The organism is Pseudomonas sp. MWU13-2517, assembly GCF_023242545.1.
Taxonomy (GTDB): domain Bacteria; phylum Pseudomonadota; class Gammaproteobacteria; order Pseudomonadales; family Pseudomonadaceae; genus Aquipseudomonas.
Map to the genome: position 1 here is coordinate 30,042 of NZ_JALMFA010000024.1, position 13,493 is coordinate 43,534.

The following is a 13,493-nucleotide window of genomic DNA, read 5'->3' on the forward strand; positions in this document are numbered from 1 at the left end:
CCCCTCACTATTCATAGGCTCCGACAAGCGGAGACGACGCTATGTGCAAGGCTGTCGCGGTAAAGAAACTTGAACGTATTCCGCGACCACGTGCTCACACGTTTATGGGCGCTATTGCCCAGCAGATATGAAGAGGGAACTGAATCATGGCAAACGTACTGAAAACTTGCGCGCTTACCCTGCTTGTCGGCTTGGCGTCCCAAGGTGCATTCGCAGCACAGGATGACGATTTTGTAGAAGACGCCTCCGCCAAGGGGGTCGCTGAAGTCGAGGCAGGCAAGCTCGCCCTGGAAAAAGGCAGTGCCGCCGATGTCAAAAGTTTTGCAGACATGATGGTCAAGGATCACACGGCAGCGAACGCCAAGCTCAAATCCATCGCAGATGCCAAGAATCTGAAAGTTTCGGACAGTGCAGAGCTTATGGATAAGGCCAAGGCAATGATCCTGGAATTGCGCAGTGCCAAATCCTTCGATCAAGCTTATGCCAACAATCAGGTCAAGGCGCATGAAGCCACGATTGAAATTTTCGAGAAGGAAATTTCCGAGGGCAAAGATGCTGAAATCAAGGCGTTCGCCACCGAAACGCTGCCTAAGCTGAAGTCCCATTTGGAGCATGCCAAGACGTTGTCCAAGGCTCACGACGGTGATGCCAAGTAAAATCATCGGAGCCTCCCAGGGAGGCTCCTCTCCCCTGCTTTGATATGAAGACTCAAAGCAATCACCTATAGGGAAGAGGCCGCGCGAGAAATATCAACTCGCTCCTGTGCCTCGACGAGGGCTTCACACCACCGGCTTGGGCCGAAATACCCTTTATCGTCGGATCAGCGAGGGCACATCGCCAAAACAGGTTAGAATGCCCCCCAATTCGGTCGCCTGGCGTCAGTCGGCAATTGCTGAATGGATGAGCTCAAACACCTCCAGCAACGACCAATCGGTACATTGATCAGTTCTACAGAAACTGACGATCCTCTCAAACCCACGCAACACAAGCCCTACAGGTCACACCGTGGAAATCTTCAAAGAGTTTACTTTCGAATCCGCCCACCGCCTGCCGCACGTGCCGGAAGGCCATAAATGCGGGCGCCTGCACGGGCACTCGTTCAAGGTGGCAATCCATCTGAGCGGCGACCTGGACCCGCATACCGGCTGGATTCGCGACTTTTCGGAGATCAAGGCGATTTTCAAGCCGCTCTACGAACGTCTCGACCACAACTACCTCAATGACATCCCTGGCCTGGAAAACCCTACCAGTGAAGTGCTGGCCAAGTGGATCTGGAACGAGTTGAAACCCCTGTTGCCGGAACTCAGTGCGATCCGCATCCACGAGACATGCACCAGCGGCTGCATCTATCGCGGCGAATAGGCCAGCGATATAAAGAACCACCCTTGCGGTTAATGCCAGTCAGTTAAAGGTGAACGCTATATTTGTGGCGAGGGAGCTTGCTCCCGCTGGACTGCGCAGCAGTCCCATGCTTTGTAAACAAAGAGCGGGGCCGCTTCGCGGCCCAACGGGAGCAAGCTCCCTCGCCACAGGTTACTTTTTAGCCCTTCTCCTTCTTAACTGACTGGCATTAACCCCTGCGGTGGTTTTTTTACGCCCCGCGTAGCACCCCTCAACCGGCAAAACCCTGTGCAGAACGGAGGAGACACCCATGGAGAACACCTGGCTGGCCCAAGCCAAACGCTTGCAGGCGTTGGCGTCCACCGGGCTGCATTTTTGTACCGACGACTTCGAACGCGAGCGTCTGGAAGAGATCGCCGAGATTGCCCACAGCATGCTCGCGCAATTGGGCAATGTGCCGCTGGAACGCATCACGGGTCTGGTGCCGGACTTTGCAAAACGTTATTCCACGCCAATGATCGATGTGCGGGGTGCGGTGATCGAGGGCGAGCGGATTCTATTGGTGAAAGAGCTGACCGATGGCTGCTGGGCATTGCCCGGTGGATATGCCGATATCGGCTTGTCTGCGGCAGAGAACATCATCAAGGAAATTCGCGAAGAGGCCGGCCTGACCGTTACGGCACGGGCACTGTACAGCGTCACCCACAAGGCCAAGGGTCTGTATCGACCGGACGTGCGGGACTTCTACAAGCTGTATTTCCTTTGCGAACGGGTGGATCAACTCGCGCCCGCGGCGGGGTTCGAAACTACGGATGTGGGCTTTTTCAGCCTGGATGACCTGCCGCCCCTGTCTCGTGGGCGCACTATTGAAAGTGACCTTGAGGCGGCTTTTGCGTTTCACCGTGGCGAGACCACGCTGACGCTGTTCGACTGATCCAATTTGTATCACCGCCGCACTGCTTTCGTGCCCGAGTGGGCACCGAGAACATTCCCCACGGCTTTTTACGGCTGTTTGGCGACAAATAATGTGCACGGTGCACAACGCCAACCGTGCGCCCGTCACTGCTGCTGATTTGGCACGCCCGGTGCAACAGGCCTGCGTCACTCATCAGGGAGCAAGGCACATGACGCAGCAGGAACCGGGCAACGATTATCCTCTCAGTGAAGTCCCCTTGCATGCGCGCAAGGGCCTGTCGTCCACCGCCATGGTGCTGCTAGGCTTTACCTTTTTTACCGCGACCATGTTCGCCGGCGGCAAGCTGGGCGTGGCGTTCAGTTTTACCGACATGCTCGGCGTCGTGGCATTGGGTAACCTGTTATTGGGCATTTACGCCGCGGGGCTGGGCTATATCGCCTTCAAGAGCGGCCTGAATTCGGTGCTGATGGGGCGCTTCTGCTTCGGCGAAGTGGGGAGCAAACTCAGCGACCTGATTCTCGGTTTTACCCAGATCGGCTGGTACGCCTGGGGTACGGCAACCGCCGCCGTGGTGCTGGGCAAATATTTCGAATTGAGCCAAGGCAGCGTGTTGGCATTGATGGCGCTATTCGGCTTGGTATTTTGCGCCACCGCGTACGTGGGCTATCGCGGGTTGGAGATTCTGTCCTACATCGCGGTGCCGGCCATGGGCATTCTCCTGTTTCTATCAATGTGGGTCGCCACCGTGAAAGTGGGTGGTTTGAATGGCCTGCTGGCGGTGGTACCGAGTGCAGAGCTGGACCTGTCCACGGCCATCACCCTGGTGTTTGGCACCTTTGTCAGCGGCGCAACCCAGGCCACCAACTGGACCCGGTTCTCGCGTTCGGCCAAGGTTGCGGTGCTGGCCAGCCTGATCGGGTTTTTTGTCGGTAATGGCTTGATGGTATTGATCGGCGCGTACGGCGCCATCGTGTACCAACAGCCCGACGTGGTGGAAGTGTTGCTGCTGCAAGGTTTCGCCACGGCCGCGATGGCGATGTTGCTGCTCAATATCTGGAGCACCCAGGACAACACCATCTACAACTTTGCCGTAGCCGGTTGCAACTTGCTGCGCACCCGGCGTCGCAAGACGGTCACCCTCGCGGGCGCGGTGATCGGCACCCTGCTGGCGTTGCTTGGCATGTACGACATGTTGGTGCCCTATCTGATTCTGCTGGGCACGGCGATACCTCCGATTGGCGGGGTGATCATGGCCGACTTCTTTTACCGTTATCGCGGGCAATACCCGCGTCTGGCCGAGGTGCGCCTGCCTGCTTTCAACTGGCCAGGCTTGATGGCCTATGCGCTCGGTACCGTGCTGGCATTCAACTCACCCTGGGTCGCACCACTGGTGGGCATTGTCGCGGCCTCGCTGACCTACATCGCGCTCACGGCCCTACTACGCGCGCGCGCCCCGTTGGCCGATGCCCCGGCATGAGCCTGACCATCGCCGATGTGCTGGTCCTGCCTGGCCTGGAATCCATGCGCCTGCGCGCCGGGGAGGCCGGCCGCGACAACCGCGTGCGCTGGCCGTATGTCGCGGAGAACAGCGGAATTGCCGAGTGGGTGCTGGGCGGCGAATTGGTGTTCGTCACCGGCATCAATCACCCACGGGATGACGCCAACCTGCTGCAATTGCTCGAGGAGGCCTGCCAGCGCCAGGTGGCGGGCGTGGTGATTCTGACCGGGCCGGCGTACATCCAGGCGATCCCCCAACGTGTGCTGGAGGCCGCTGAAGCTGCCGGTATGCCGCTGATCGAGCAGCCCTACTCATTGAAAATGGTGCTGGTGACCCAGGCGATCGGCTCGGCACTGATACAGTCCGAGCAGTTGGGGCGCTCGCAGCATGACGTGTTGGAGCGACTGCTGGCCGGTGACTACCAGTCCCTGGATTTATTGCTGCATCGGGCCGGGCAGTTGGGCATGCCCCTGGCGGGGCAGTGGCAGGTTGTCCAACTGCAACTGGAAGGCAGTGAGTTGCTGTTTGCCCAAGGGGAGGCAGCGCAGGTAGAGACGCAATTGGCGCGGCAACACGAACATATCGACCGGCAGTTGCGACAGTTTTTGCTGCATTACCCGACCTCGCCGCCAGCATTGGGCCGGGCCGGGCAATGGACGCTGCTGCTACCAGCAATCGACGCCGTCACGGCAATGGCCAATCGTCAGCAGTTGGTCATGTGGCTGAACTCACTGAACGTGAGGCTGGCACCCTTGAAGCTGTTTATCGGCCTGAGTGCGGCGCCACACCCGCTGACACGCCTGGCCCAGGCACAAGATGAAGCACGCCAGGCATTGGCCGCTGCGCGGCGGTTCAGCGAACGCGCCGGCCTCTGCGTGTACGACGAGCTTGGCGTGCTCAAGCTGCTCAGCGGCGTACGAGACCGTGCCCTGCTCGACCAATTCCTCAATGAGCGCCTCGGCCCTCTGCTGCGTCACGACCTGCACCATGGTCCAAACCTGATGCCGACCCTGGAGGCCTGGTTTCACGAGAATGGTAACCTTGTAGCCGCCGCCCAACGCCTGGCCGTGCACCGCAATACCCTGACGCATCGTGTTCAGCGTATCGAAGCCCTGTCCGGGCTGACGCTGGATAACGCTTATGATCGCCTGAACATCGGTATTGCACTGATGATCTGGCGACTGTCTGCCTGATTGTTTTTAGCCAAGAGGAACTTGCCCATGCATATCATCAATGCCCGCCTGCGCAACCGTGAAGGCCTGCACGATCTGCACCTGGAACACGGCCGGATCGCCAGCATCACCCCACAAGCGGCGGCGCCGATTTTATCGCCTGGCGACCTGGATGCCGCCGGTAACCTTGTGACACCGCCCTTCGTCGAACCGCACATACATCTGGACGCAACCCTAACCGCGGGTGAACCGCGCTGGAACATGAGCGGCACCCTGTTTGAAGGCATCGAGTGCTGGGGAGAACGCAAGGCCACCATCACTCAGGAAGACACCAGGACCCGCGCCAAAAAAACCATTCAGACCCTCGCGGCCCATGGCATTCAGCATGTGCGTACCCACGTCGACGTCACCGACCCCGACCTCACTGCCTTGAAAGCCATGCTGGAGGTGCGTGAGGAAACCTCCCACCTGATCGATCTGCAGATCGTTGCCTTTCCCCAAGAAGGCATCGAATCATTCCGCAATGGCCGTGCCTTGATGGAAGAAGCCATTCGCCTGGGCGCCGACGTCATCGGTGGCATCCCGCACTTTGAATACACTCGCGACCAAGGCGTAAGCTCGGTGAAGTTCCTCATGGACCTGGCCGAACGCACCGGCTGCCTGGTGGATGTGCATTGCGATGAAACCGACGACCCGCACTCGCGGTTCCTCGAAGTCCTCGCCGAAGAAGCCCGCAGCCGTGACATGGGCGCTCGCGTCACCGCCAGCCACACCACGGCCATGGGCTCCTACGACAACGCTTACTGCGCCAAACTGTTTCGCCTGCTGGGACACTCCGGTATCAGCTTTGTGTCCTGCCCGACCGAAAGCATCCACCTGCAGGGCCGCTTCGACAGCTTCCCGAAACGGCGCGGCGTCACTCGCGTCAACGAACTGCTCGAAGCCGGTATGAACGTCTGTTTTGGCCAGGATTCCATCGTCGATCCCTGGTACCCCTTGGGTAACGGCAACATCCTGCGTGTACTCGAAGCGGGTTTGCACATTTGCCACATGCTCGGTTACCGCAACCTGCAATCCGCTCTCGACCTGGTCACCGACAACAGCGCCAAGGCCATGGCCCTCGGCGATCGCTACGGACTGGAGCCTGGTCGACCGGCCAACCTGCTGATCCTCTCGGCAGACAGTGACTATGAGGTGATCCGCAGCCAGGGCCTGCCGTTGTACTCGATCCGCCACGGTAAAGTGCTGATGAAACGACAACCGGCGCAGGTGGAGTTTATGCACGCGGCAAACTAGACGATTGAGTCGATGTCCAGTGTGTGAGCTCTCCCCTGCTCATTGAGGATCGGTGGCGGGATACTGGCGACTTGAGGCAAGTCCTGATTTTCCCGATGGGTGAACCAGCGCTTGAGGCTGGATTGCAGGTTGGCGTTGCAAGCTTGTTTGCCGTAGACGTCACGGGCCTCAAGGCGGCGCCAACGCAGGGTTGCCAAGCGCTCGCGGCTGGTGTGCAATCGGTCAATCTCGGCATTCAAGGCATCGTTATGTTCATAGTCGCGATCATTGGCCGGGCGCCGTCGGGCAAGGTCTCGCCGCTTGGCCCGCAACTGCTCGCGCATATCTTCGAAGGCCCGATCCAGCAGTTCGAACTCCCTCGGCGTGACCAGGGGCCCCTGGTTATCCAGTGTTTGCTGCCAGCGCCGTAAGGTGGCCCATGCCGCCGGGATGTAGCTGGCAGTCATGAAGTGCTGATGAGCCTGGAACAGCTGCTTGAGCAGGTTGTCGCGATTGGGCATATCGCCCTGCAGTTGCAATGCGCGATTACAGCCCGCCTCCTGAATGGACGCACAGCTTGGTCTCCATAACACCGAAGAATGCGTGCCGTCCGCAAGCTTGATCGGCATGAAGTGCTGCTGTTCGCCGTGATGCCGGTAAGGGTTGCCTGCGACGCGTACAAGCCCGGCGGCGAAGAGCAAGCCGCCGTGTGCAGGCGCGCTGAACAACGTTATGGCACCTGGAATCCAGAGTTTGGCGGTGGTATTCATCCACGTAGCCGGGACACTCGGCACGGGGTCGTTGTGGTTGACGATACGGTGGTGGACCAGAGCAGAAGCGCCTTCGACGAACTCGCTGTCGGCCGCTCGAGGGGCGCCGTAGGTGTAGAGGAGGATGTCGTAGCTAGGATCAGATACACGACGCAGTCCTTCTGCCAACAACAGGGCAATGGCGCCGCCCAGGCTGTGTCCGCAAATGACTATTCGCTGGTCTTCATAAAACTGGCTGAGGTAGCGCAGCACGAAGTTTCGCATAGCCCGGTAAGCCTGATAAAACCCCAGATGCACCTTACCGACACCTTCGGCAAAGGCCACCTGATGGGCATTCGCGTCGCGCAGAGCATCGGCGGCGCTGACAGTACCCCGCACAGAGATCAGAACGATTTCATCGTGGTGGCAGATAAAAGCCTGAGTGTCAGTGCCAAATTCTTCGTCGTCGAAAAAGTGCAGGATCGAGGGATGCTCCTGGTCCTCCTCGCGAGCTGGATCGTTTTGCGGATACAGCTCGGGATCGAAGGGCAGGATCTCGAAACGCCGGGAGTAAGGAACATCTTCATATACGGGAAAAAAGCGTTGCGTTTGCTCGAGATCAACTCGCCAGGCTTCGTGATACCCCGATAACGTTTCGGCAAACAGATTGCCAACGGTAGGGTTGAACGGGAACGTCACTTTATCAATAGGTTTCTCGGAGGGTTGCTGGCCAAAATCGCAGTAGCTCAAGGCGGACATCAGCGCCAATTGGTATAAGTTCAAGGCACAGAACTGATCCGCAGTGGAAAGCATTGGCCGTAGCGCACGTAAGGGCCGTACTTCCAACACGCTGAACTGATTGGGAAACAAGACAACTCCCGAGGACAGAGGCGGGCCGAATCCAAGGTCGTTCACCATTTTCAATGCATGACGGTGAGGGCTGAAGATCGCAGGAGCGATCGACGGCAAGTGCGCGACATGATTAACCAAATCGCTTACCTCAACGTGATAAAACCGATCCGCCTGCTGCATGGCGGGATTTCCCTGAATACGCTGCCCCTTGGCATCAGAAAACCGTGTTTGTTCGGCGCGGACTTGAATCTCGGTAATCGGCAGCTTGTACGTCAGGCGCGCGCTCAATCGGTAATAGGGCTCTTGTGCCCCGCCATACAGGTCATCGAACCTGAGAACCACAGGACCGCGGTGAACCCCCTGTATATCAGCGAACCCCTCTCCATCTAATTTACCGTTGTACTCACATCCCATACTGTCGTGAACCGTATAGGCAAGCCCGCCGTACGCTTTCCCACTCCCCGTTTCATCCACCAGGCAAAAGCTCACTCGGTGCCCTTTCATTGCACAAGCAGGCATCTTGTCGCTGAAAAAAGCATGCTTCCATGCATCTTGTTTCATCAATTCGCTCCTTGTTGATTGCATGTCGGGTAGACATCACAGGTACGTCCATCCGGCATTTTTACAGGCTTGAACTCCGAGTCGTTGCCGGTGCAATACGCTGCGATATCCTCAAAACTTTTACCTCGGCAGCGCTTCCACCCTCCCGGTACAGCTATCCATCTGTGGTCAAAAGCAGGTAACTCTTCATCAAGAACCGTCAATACCATTCTTAACGTTTTCCCCCGCAACTGATCTCGTTGGGCAACGCCGCCGGCCTTCATCTTTTGCGGCTGACCGGCAGCGTCCAACGAATTGCATTGCAGAATCTTGATGATCGCGTGCATAGGTCCTATCGTGCGGAAATACCACCGGCATTGCCCTCTCAACTCCTGAACACCTTCCTCAGGCATCCCAGGTAGATCACCGCCCAAACGGTCTCGGATACCAACTCCCGCAAAATCCCCACCCACATCCCAATCCTGCTTTCCCCATTTCGCATAAACATCAAATTGCACACTCCTTAATACCGAAGGACACCCCTCAATGGTTTCGCTGAGTGGCAATTCATAGCTCACCCGACTGGCCACGGGCTTGAACTTGGTAAAAAAGACCTTTCGCTCTGGCCTTTTGCCTCGACGGATCGGCAGGGAGCAGGCTGCGCCCGTGGCGGGACGATAATTTGCAGCCGTCTTCAGTTCAAAATCCGCCGGCAGGTCCAGCTCCAGCGTAAAGCTGTCTGTGCTCTTCCCCGCGCACCCCGATAACGCCAGCATCCCCAGCACAATCACCACATGGTTCATCCAGCTAGACATGTTCCGCCCCTTCCCTGCGCCACTGCTCCACCACCCGTTCGTAATGTTCCACCGGGGTCTCGCCTTTCATCGGCTGCCACTGAATCACACTGCTTCGCGTGGCCTCCTCCAACCGGCGCACCACCAGAAATTCGAGCTGTTGCGGTCCACACCATTGCCAGGCGTGCGCCTGCTCCAGTACCTGGGTCAGCCAGATCCTCGGGTCTTGAAACTCCACCAGCGCCGCCAGGTCCTCACTGTGCTCTGCCAGCAGGTAGCGCAAGATGTTGGCATGCAGGATGGCCGCAGCCTGGGGGTTGGGGACCTGCGACCAGGGTGCGGGATCAGGCACCGGATAGTCTCCCGGTGCCGGGTTGTCGCGGCAGCACCACCCGTCGTCGTGCCAATAGCACACACTGGCCAGCGGCCCCAAGAACACTGGCCATTGTTCGGCAGGCAGGTACGTCAAGACGCGAGCCAAGGTACGGTTGTCTTGAAAACGGTAAAGGGCCTGGCGGCCTGGTTCGCCGACCAGCATTCGCTCGCGCCAATGCCGGGTCACGTCGGTCAGATCGTCATTGAGCAAACTGCCCAGCCATCCCCAGTTCGTTTCGGGCTTTTGCAGCAATTGGGTCAAGCCCGGCTCTGCTAAGTCCTCCAGCAGCAGGATCACCGGACCTGTCTTCGCCAGTTCCGCTACCGCCGTTTGACTGTAGAGGGAGCAGTAGCGCGAGAGGTCGCGAACCGCTGAAAGCGCCTGGCACTCTTCGCCGCCCCCTTCGAGAATCAAGCACAGCTGGCGTCCCGCCTGTTGCTGTTGGACCATCCATGGATAAGGCATGCCTTGCATCACGCAGCCCTCCCGGTGAGATCGCATTGGCCTTCACGACAGCGTTCGCATACGGGGCAGTAGTCCGCATCCAGTTGCCGGGCCAAGTCCATAACGCTGCCTTGAACGGCGGAAACCTCGGGGCGATCACCGGAAGGTAAAGCGCTCGTTACCGACGCCCCTGCGACAGTGATGGGACGGCTGCTGAAAATACCGCCCGCTTGAATGACCAGGTGTTCACCCCCAGCCTTGAAACTCAACTGTGTGCCCCCGTCGATCACCAGGCTGGCACCCGCTGTCAGGTGAACCTGTTGTCCGGCCCCGATCACCAGGGTTTGGCCAACCTGAATGTGACTGTCGCCTTGTACCTCCAGGCGGCTGTCATGCCCTACCTGTTGCTCCAGGTCACGCTGGGCGCGCAGATAGATAAGTTCTCCCCCCTGGCGGTCTTCGAGGTGCAATTCGTTGCTGCCTGTGCTCCCCGGGGTGCTGCGGCTGCGTAACACGCTGCGCGTCTTGTGCTGCGGCAAGGGGTAGGCCGGCAAGTGCGACGCATTGGGCAGGCAACCATTGATCAATGGCTGGTCCGGGTCGCCCTCCAGGAAGCTCACCAACACCTCCATGCCGACTCGCGGAATCATCATTGCGCCAAACCCGTCACCGGCCCAACCGGACGCCACACGCACCCAACAACTGCTGTTGTCATCCGTCGGGTCACGACGGTCCCAATGGAAACGCACCTTCACCCGACCATAGGCATCGCAATGCACATCCTCGCCGGCAGGCCCCGTGACAGTGGCGGTCTGACTGCCGTTGATAGTGGGTTTGGGGTGTTTCAGCGGCGGCCTGTGCACTGCACGCCAGGGTGTCGCGGTGAAACGGTTGCGATAGCCCTGAAAGGTATCCGCTTCACTCGTCGCCTCCTCCAGCACCTGCGGTTGATAACCTTCGTGGCGCACCGAGGTGATCAACCACAAGTCGTTGCACACCGGATCGGGATGCTCTTGCAGTTCAAGAAAGTGGCCGCTGCACAGCAGAGGTTGGTCGCTGCGGCCCGAGACCCGACAGCGATCCGCCAGGTGGCGCTCAAGGCCCCGAGTAGCCAGTTGCCTGCCGCGTCCATGGCCGGAAAACCCCGCGGGGTAGTGATAGTCCTCAAGAGAAGACGCTGTTGCAGAGCCCGCTTCCCCTTGCAACTGCAGGGACGGATGCTCGAAGTCGTGATCACGGCGCACCGTTCTTCGACTGCGGGTGTCCAGGCGCACATCGAAACGCTGGATGCCTGGCACTTCAGCCAGCGGATCGTTGGCCGAGTGATATCGCTGCACGGCCAAGCGTCGGAACACGGTCTGGTCGTCACCAAACACCAGCAGATGATTGTTCGCGCTGTGACGGAAGTGATAGTGGATCCCCTCCTCTTCGCACAACCGCTGAATAAAGTGCAGGTCAGTCTCCGCGTATTGCACGCAAAAAACGCGAGGCGGATACACCACAGGCCCCAGTTCGAATACATACGCATCGGCCAGGATGCCGTGCTGCTCAAGCACGGCGGCGATGATCTGCGGCACGCTGCACTGCTGGAAAACCCGCTGGTCGCGACGGTGAGCGAGGCTCGCCAGGCGGGGGGCCAGCGTCAGGTGATAATGGGTGAGCCGGACGCCGGTGTCGCCACGCCCGATCGCATAGACTTGACCGTGGAAGCCTTGATCCACCTCACCTATATGCAGGTACGCCGGTTGATGCAGCAATGCTTCCAGATCCAGGCAGGGGTTTTCGTTGACCAACTGCATATGAATGAAATATGGCTGGTCAATAAATTCGCGGCCCTTGAAAGCAAGCACCTGAAAGTCGGAAGTTACTTCTGGAATAATCAATTTGAAACGTGACGAAACAAACGCGCCAACCATCCGTTGTTACCCGCCGTTAATAAACCCATTCGCTGATTAAAAGCTCTCCCCCGTGAACACTGATTGCCAGCCGAGAAAAAGCGCCTGAACGCCTTGAAGCTTAGCGATTTCAGGGGAAATTCGGCCCTTCAGAAATAAAAAAGAAGTTTCGTACGAGAGTAATGGAAATAACTTTTACAAAATAATTTATATAGCCGTTCAGCACATTATCCAAAAACAGAAAACTCTTACACCTGAACTTTCCAATGCAACTAAACGCTTAGGAAACAGCTGACAACTTCCCAAGTTACCAGCTAGGGTTCTCTGCTTACGGCTGCCGGTGGGCAGCCCCGAACAGACTGACGCTCAACAGTGTTTCCGCCTCTGCGTGCAAACGGACAGGCACCGTGCCGCCCGGCATCACCACGGCCACCTCGCCGGCATCAATCCAGCCCGCGCGCCACGCCGCACAAGCCACGGCACCGGCGCTGGTGCCCGAAGACGCCGTCGGCCCCTCGCCCCGCTCGAACACCCGCGCGATCACCCGATTGCCTGGGGCTCGCGCAGCCCATTGCAAGTTGACACCGGCCGCGCAGGGTTGGCCGCTGCCCCCAGGAGGCGCGAAGGCAATTGCCCGCAGGCGTTCAAATAATACGGGGGCGCCCATCGCCGGGTTTTCCGGCAAGGCCGAGACCTGCTCCACCAACGTCACGCAATGGGGGTTGCCCACTCGCACGAACTGGCTGCAGGCCCATTGCGGGTCGATGGTGGCCAGGGCGGCTACGTGGCTGAACTCACGATGCCCCACCGAGACGGCTTCAACCTCTTTGGCGCCGACTGCTGAAGGCCCGAACGCCGGCTGCCCCAAGGCCAGCCAGAAGCCCTCGCCCCGTTCGTAGATCGCCGGTTCGACATGAGTGACCACCGGGGAGGCTGCATCCGACTTATCGTGATGCACCCGCAGATCACACGCCTGGGCCATCAGGCCCTGATCGGTCAGCGCCTGGGCAAAGATGGTCAACCCGTTGCCACTGCGTTCGGCCAGTGTGCCATCAGTGTTGACGATCAGCAGATCAAACGGTGGAGCCGCTTGAAACGGTCCGACCAGCAAACCATCGCAGCGGTGCGCTTTGGCAGCCGCCGGGCGCGGCATCGTCCCCCAGCCACATTCAGATGCAATGGCCAACGCGGTCCAGGCCAGCCGCGTGCTCACCGCCTGATCGGCGCTGAGTGGCAGGTCGATACCATGGCTGCGCAACTCAGCCGGGCGGACCACCCCATAGATATTGCCGCGCGCGTCGTAGAACTGGGTCATGAGGCGAGCTGCCTGGAAATTTTCATCGGTTCGTCCATACGATTACCTACTGATTGGGCAGCAGCGTATTACAGAATACTCCGGGTGTGGAAAGTGGTCTGGAAGGTGGTAACCCGCTGCAAGAAGCCTGGGGTTCATCAGTCCTCACAGGGATTACGCACCTTCCAGGCCACCTCCTACGCCCGGGATAGTCCTTGTGTGGTCGTCGTCGCCTTGGGCGTTCCATGTTTGTAAAAATAGAATTCGCCCCCCGTAGGTAATCCTGAGGGAACCCGGCTCGCTCGACAGGGCCTGATGTGCAAGGATGTCACGCCGGACATCGTTCG

12 protein-coding genes are annotated in these 13,493 nt (G+C 58.9%); 7 read left to right on the top strand and 5 right to left on the bottom strand.

Annotation, left to right across the window (positions count from 1 at the left end; all coding sequences use genetic code 11):
• Window positions 1-146 precede the first annotated feature (146 nt).
• The 7 genes from M5B97_RS26665 (at window position 147) to codA (ending at window position 6,223) form a co-directional block, all read left to right on the top strand.
• A complete protein-coding gene (locus M5B97_RS26665) occupies window positions 147-656 on the top strand; it encodes a DUF4142 domain-containing protein (protein ID WP_123715266.1) in 510 nt (169 codons plus the stop codon).
• Window positions 657-762: 106 nt separating this feature from the next.
• Window positions 763-942 (top strand): AlpA family phage regulatory protein, encoded by a 180-nt coding sequence (locus M5B97_RS26670; protein ID WP_349292537.1) that lies wholly within the window; start codon window positions 763-765, stop codon window positions 940-942.
• A gap of 63 nt (window positions 943-1,005) precedes the next feature.
• Window positions 1,006-1,362, top strand: a complete 357-nt coding sequence (gene queD, locus M5B97_RS26675; protein ID WP_003190259.1) for a 6-carboxytetrahydropterin synthase QueD — start codon at window positions 1,006-1,008, stop codon at window positions 1,360-1,362.
• 289 nt (window positions 1,363-1,651) lie between these two features.
• Window positions 1,652-2,275 (top strand): NUDIX hydrolase, encoded by a 624-nt coding sequence (locus tag M5B97_RS26680; protein WP_123715265.1) that lies wholly within the window; start codon window positions 1,652-1,654, stop codon window positions 2,273-2,275.
• Window positions 2,276-2,465: 190 nt separating this feature from the next.
• Window positions 2,466-3,734 carry a cytosine permease gene (codB, locus tag M5B97_RS26685; RefSeq protein ID WP_248733153.1) on the top strand — a complete coding sequence of 423 codons (1,269 nt, stop codon included), beginning with the start codon at window positions 2,466-2,468 and terminating at the stop codon, window positions 3,732-3,734.
• Window positions 3,731-4,948 (top strand): PucR family transcriptional regulator, encoded by a 1,218-nt coding sequence (locus M5B97_RS26690; protein WP_248733154.1) that lies wholly within the window; start codon window positions 3,731-3,733, stop codon window positions 4,946-4,948. Before codB ends, M5B97_RS26690 begins: the two co-directional genes overlap by 4 nt.
• 27 nt (window positions 4,949-4,975) lie before the next feature.
• The gene (gene codA, locus M5B97_RS26695) at window positions 4,976-6,223 is read left to right on the top strand and encodes a cytosine deaminase (RefSeq protein WP_123715262.1); all 1,248 of its coding nucleotides are present in this window, start codon (window positions 4,976-4,978) and stop codon (window positions 6,221-6,223) included.
• Here codA and M5B97_RS26700 read toward each other — a convergent pair.
• The 5 genes from M5B97_RS26700 to M5B97_RS26720 form a co-directional block, all read right to left on the bottom strand.
• Window positions 6,220-8,364, bottom strand: a complete 2,145-nt coding sequence (locus M5B97_RS26700) for a lipase family protein (protein WP_248733155.1) — start codon at window positions 8,362-8,364, stop codon at window positions 6,220-6,222. The two genes, codA and M5B97_RS26700, sit on opposite strands and share 4 nt — an antisense overlap.
• Window positions 8,364-9,158: a hypothetical protein gene (locus M5B97_RS26705; RefSeq protein WP_248733156.1), complete on the bottom strand. Its 795-nt coding sequence runs from the start codon at window positions 9,156-9,158 to the stop codon at window positions 8,364-8,366. Before M5B97_RS26705 ends, M5B97_RS26700 begins: the two co-directional genes overlap by 1 nt.
• Entirely contained in the window at window positions 9,151-9,987 is an 837-nt protein-coding gene (locus tag M5B97_RS26710) for a DUF4123 domain-containing protein (protein WP_248733157.1), read from the bottom strand. Before M5B97_RS26710 ends, M5B97_RS26705 begins: the two co-directional genes overlap by 8 nt.
• On the bottom strand, window positions 9,987-11,873 hold the full coding sequence (tssI, locus tag M5B97_RS26715; protein WP_248733158.1) for a type VI secretion system tip protein TssI/VgrG: 1,887 nt from the start codon (window positions 11,871-11,873) through the stop codon (window positions 9,987-9,989). The genes M5B97_RS26710 and tssI overlap by 1 nt, the downstream gene beginning before the upstream one ends.
• A gap of 307 nt (window positions 11,874-12,180) precedes the next feature.
• The gene (locus M5B97_RS26720; protein ID WP_248733159.1) at window positions 12,181-13,167 is read right to left on the bottom strand and encodes a diaminopimelate epimerase; all 987 of its coding nucleotides are present in this window, start codon (window positions 13,165-13,167) and stop codon (window positions 12,181-12,183) included.
• Between the last annotated feature and the right edge of the window lie 326 nt (window positions 13,168-13,493).

Excerpts from the sequence above, each read along its gene's own strand:
- M5B97_RS26710 (WP_248733157.1), bottom strand. The coding sequence starts at position 9,987 with ATGCAAGGCATGCCTTATCCATGGATGGTCCAACAGCAACAGGCGGGA.
- M5B97_RS26705 (WP_248733156.1), bottom strand. The coding sequence starts at position 9,158 with ATGTCTAGCTGGATGAACCATGTGGTGATTGTGCTGGGGATGCTGGCG.
- M5B97_RS26720 (WP_248733159.1), bottom strand. The coding sequence starts at position 13,167 with ATGACCCAGTTCTACGACGCGCGCGGCAATATCTATGGGGTGGTCCGC.
- M5B97_RS26700 (WP_248733155.1), bottom strand. The coding sequence starts at position 8,364 with ATGAAACAAGATGCATGGAAGCATGCTTTTTTCAGCGACAAGATGCCT.
- M5B97_RS26665 (WP_123715266.1), top strand. The coding sequence starts at position 147 with ATGGCAAACGTACTGAAAACTTGCGCGCTTACCCTGCTTGTCGGCTTG.
- tssI (WP_248733158.1), bottom strand. The coding sequence starts at position 11,873 with ATGGTTGGCGCGTTTGTTTCGTCACGTTTCAAATTGATTATTCCAGAA.
- codA (WP_123715262.1), top strand. The coding sequence starts at position 4,976 with ATGCATATCATCAATGCCCGCCTGCGCAACCGTGAAGGCCTGCACGAT.
- codB (WP_248733153.1), top strand. The coding sequence starts at position 2,466 with ATGACGCAGCAGGAACCGGGCAACGATTATCCTCTCAGTGAAGTCCCC.
- M5B97_RS26690 (WP_248733154.1), top strand. The coding sequence starts at position 3,731 with ATGAGCCTGACCATCGCCGATGTGCTGGTCCTGCCTGGCCTGGAATCC.
- M5B97_RS26680 (WP_123715265.1), top strand. The coding sequence starts at position 1,652 with ATGGAGAACACCTGGCTGGCCCAAGCCAAACGCTTGCAGGCGTTGGCG.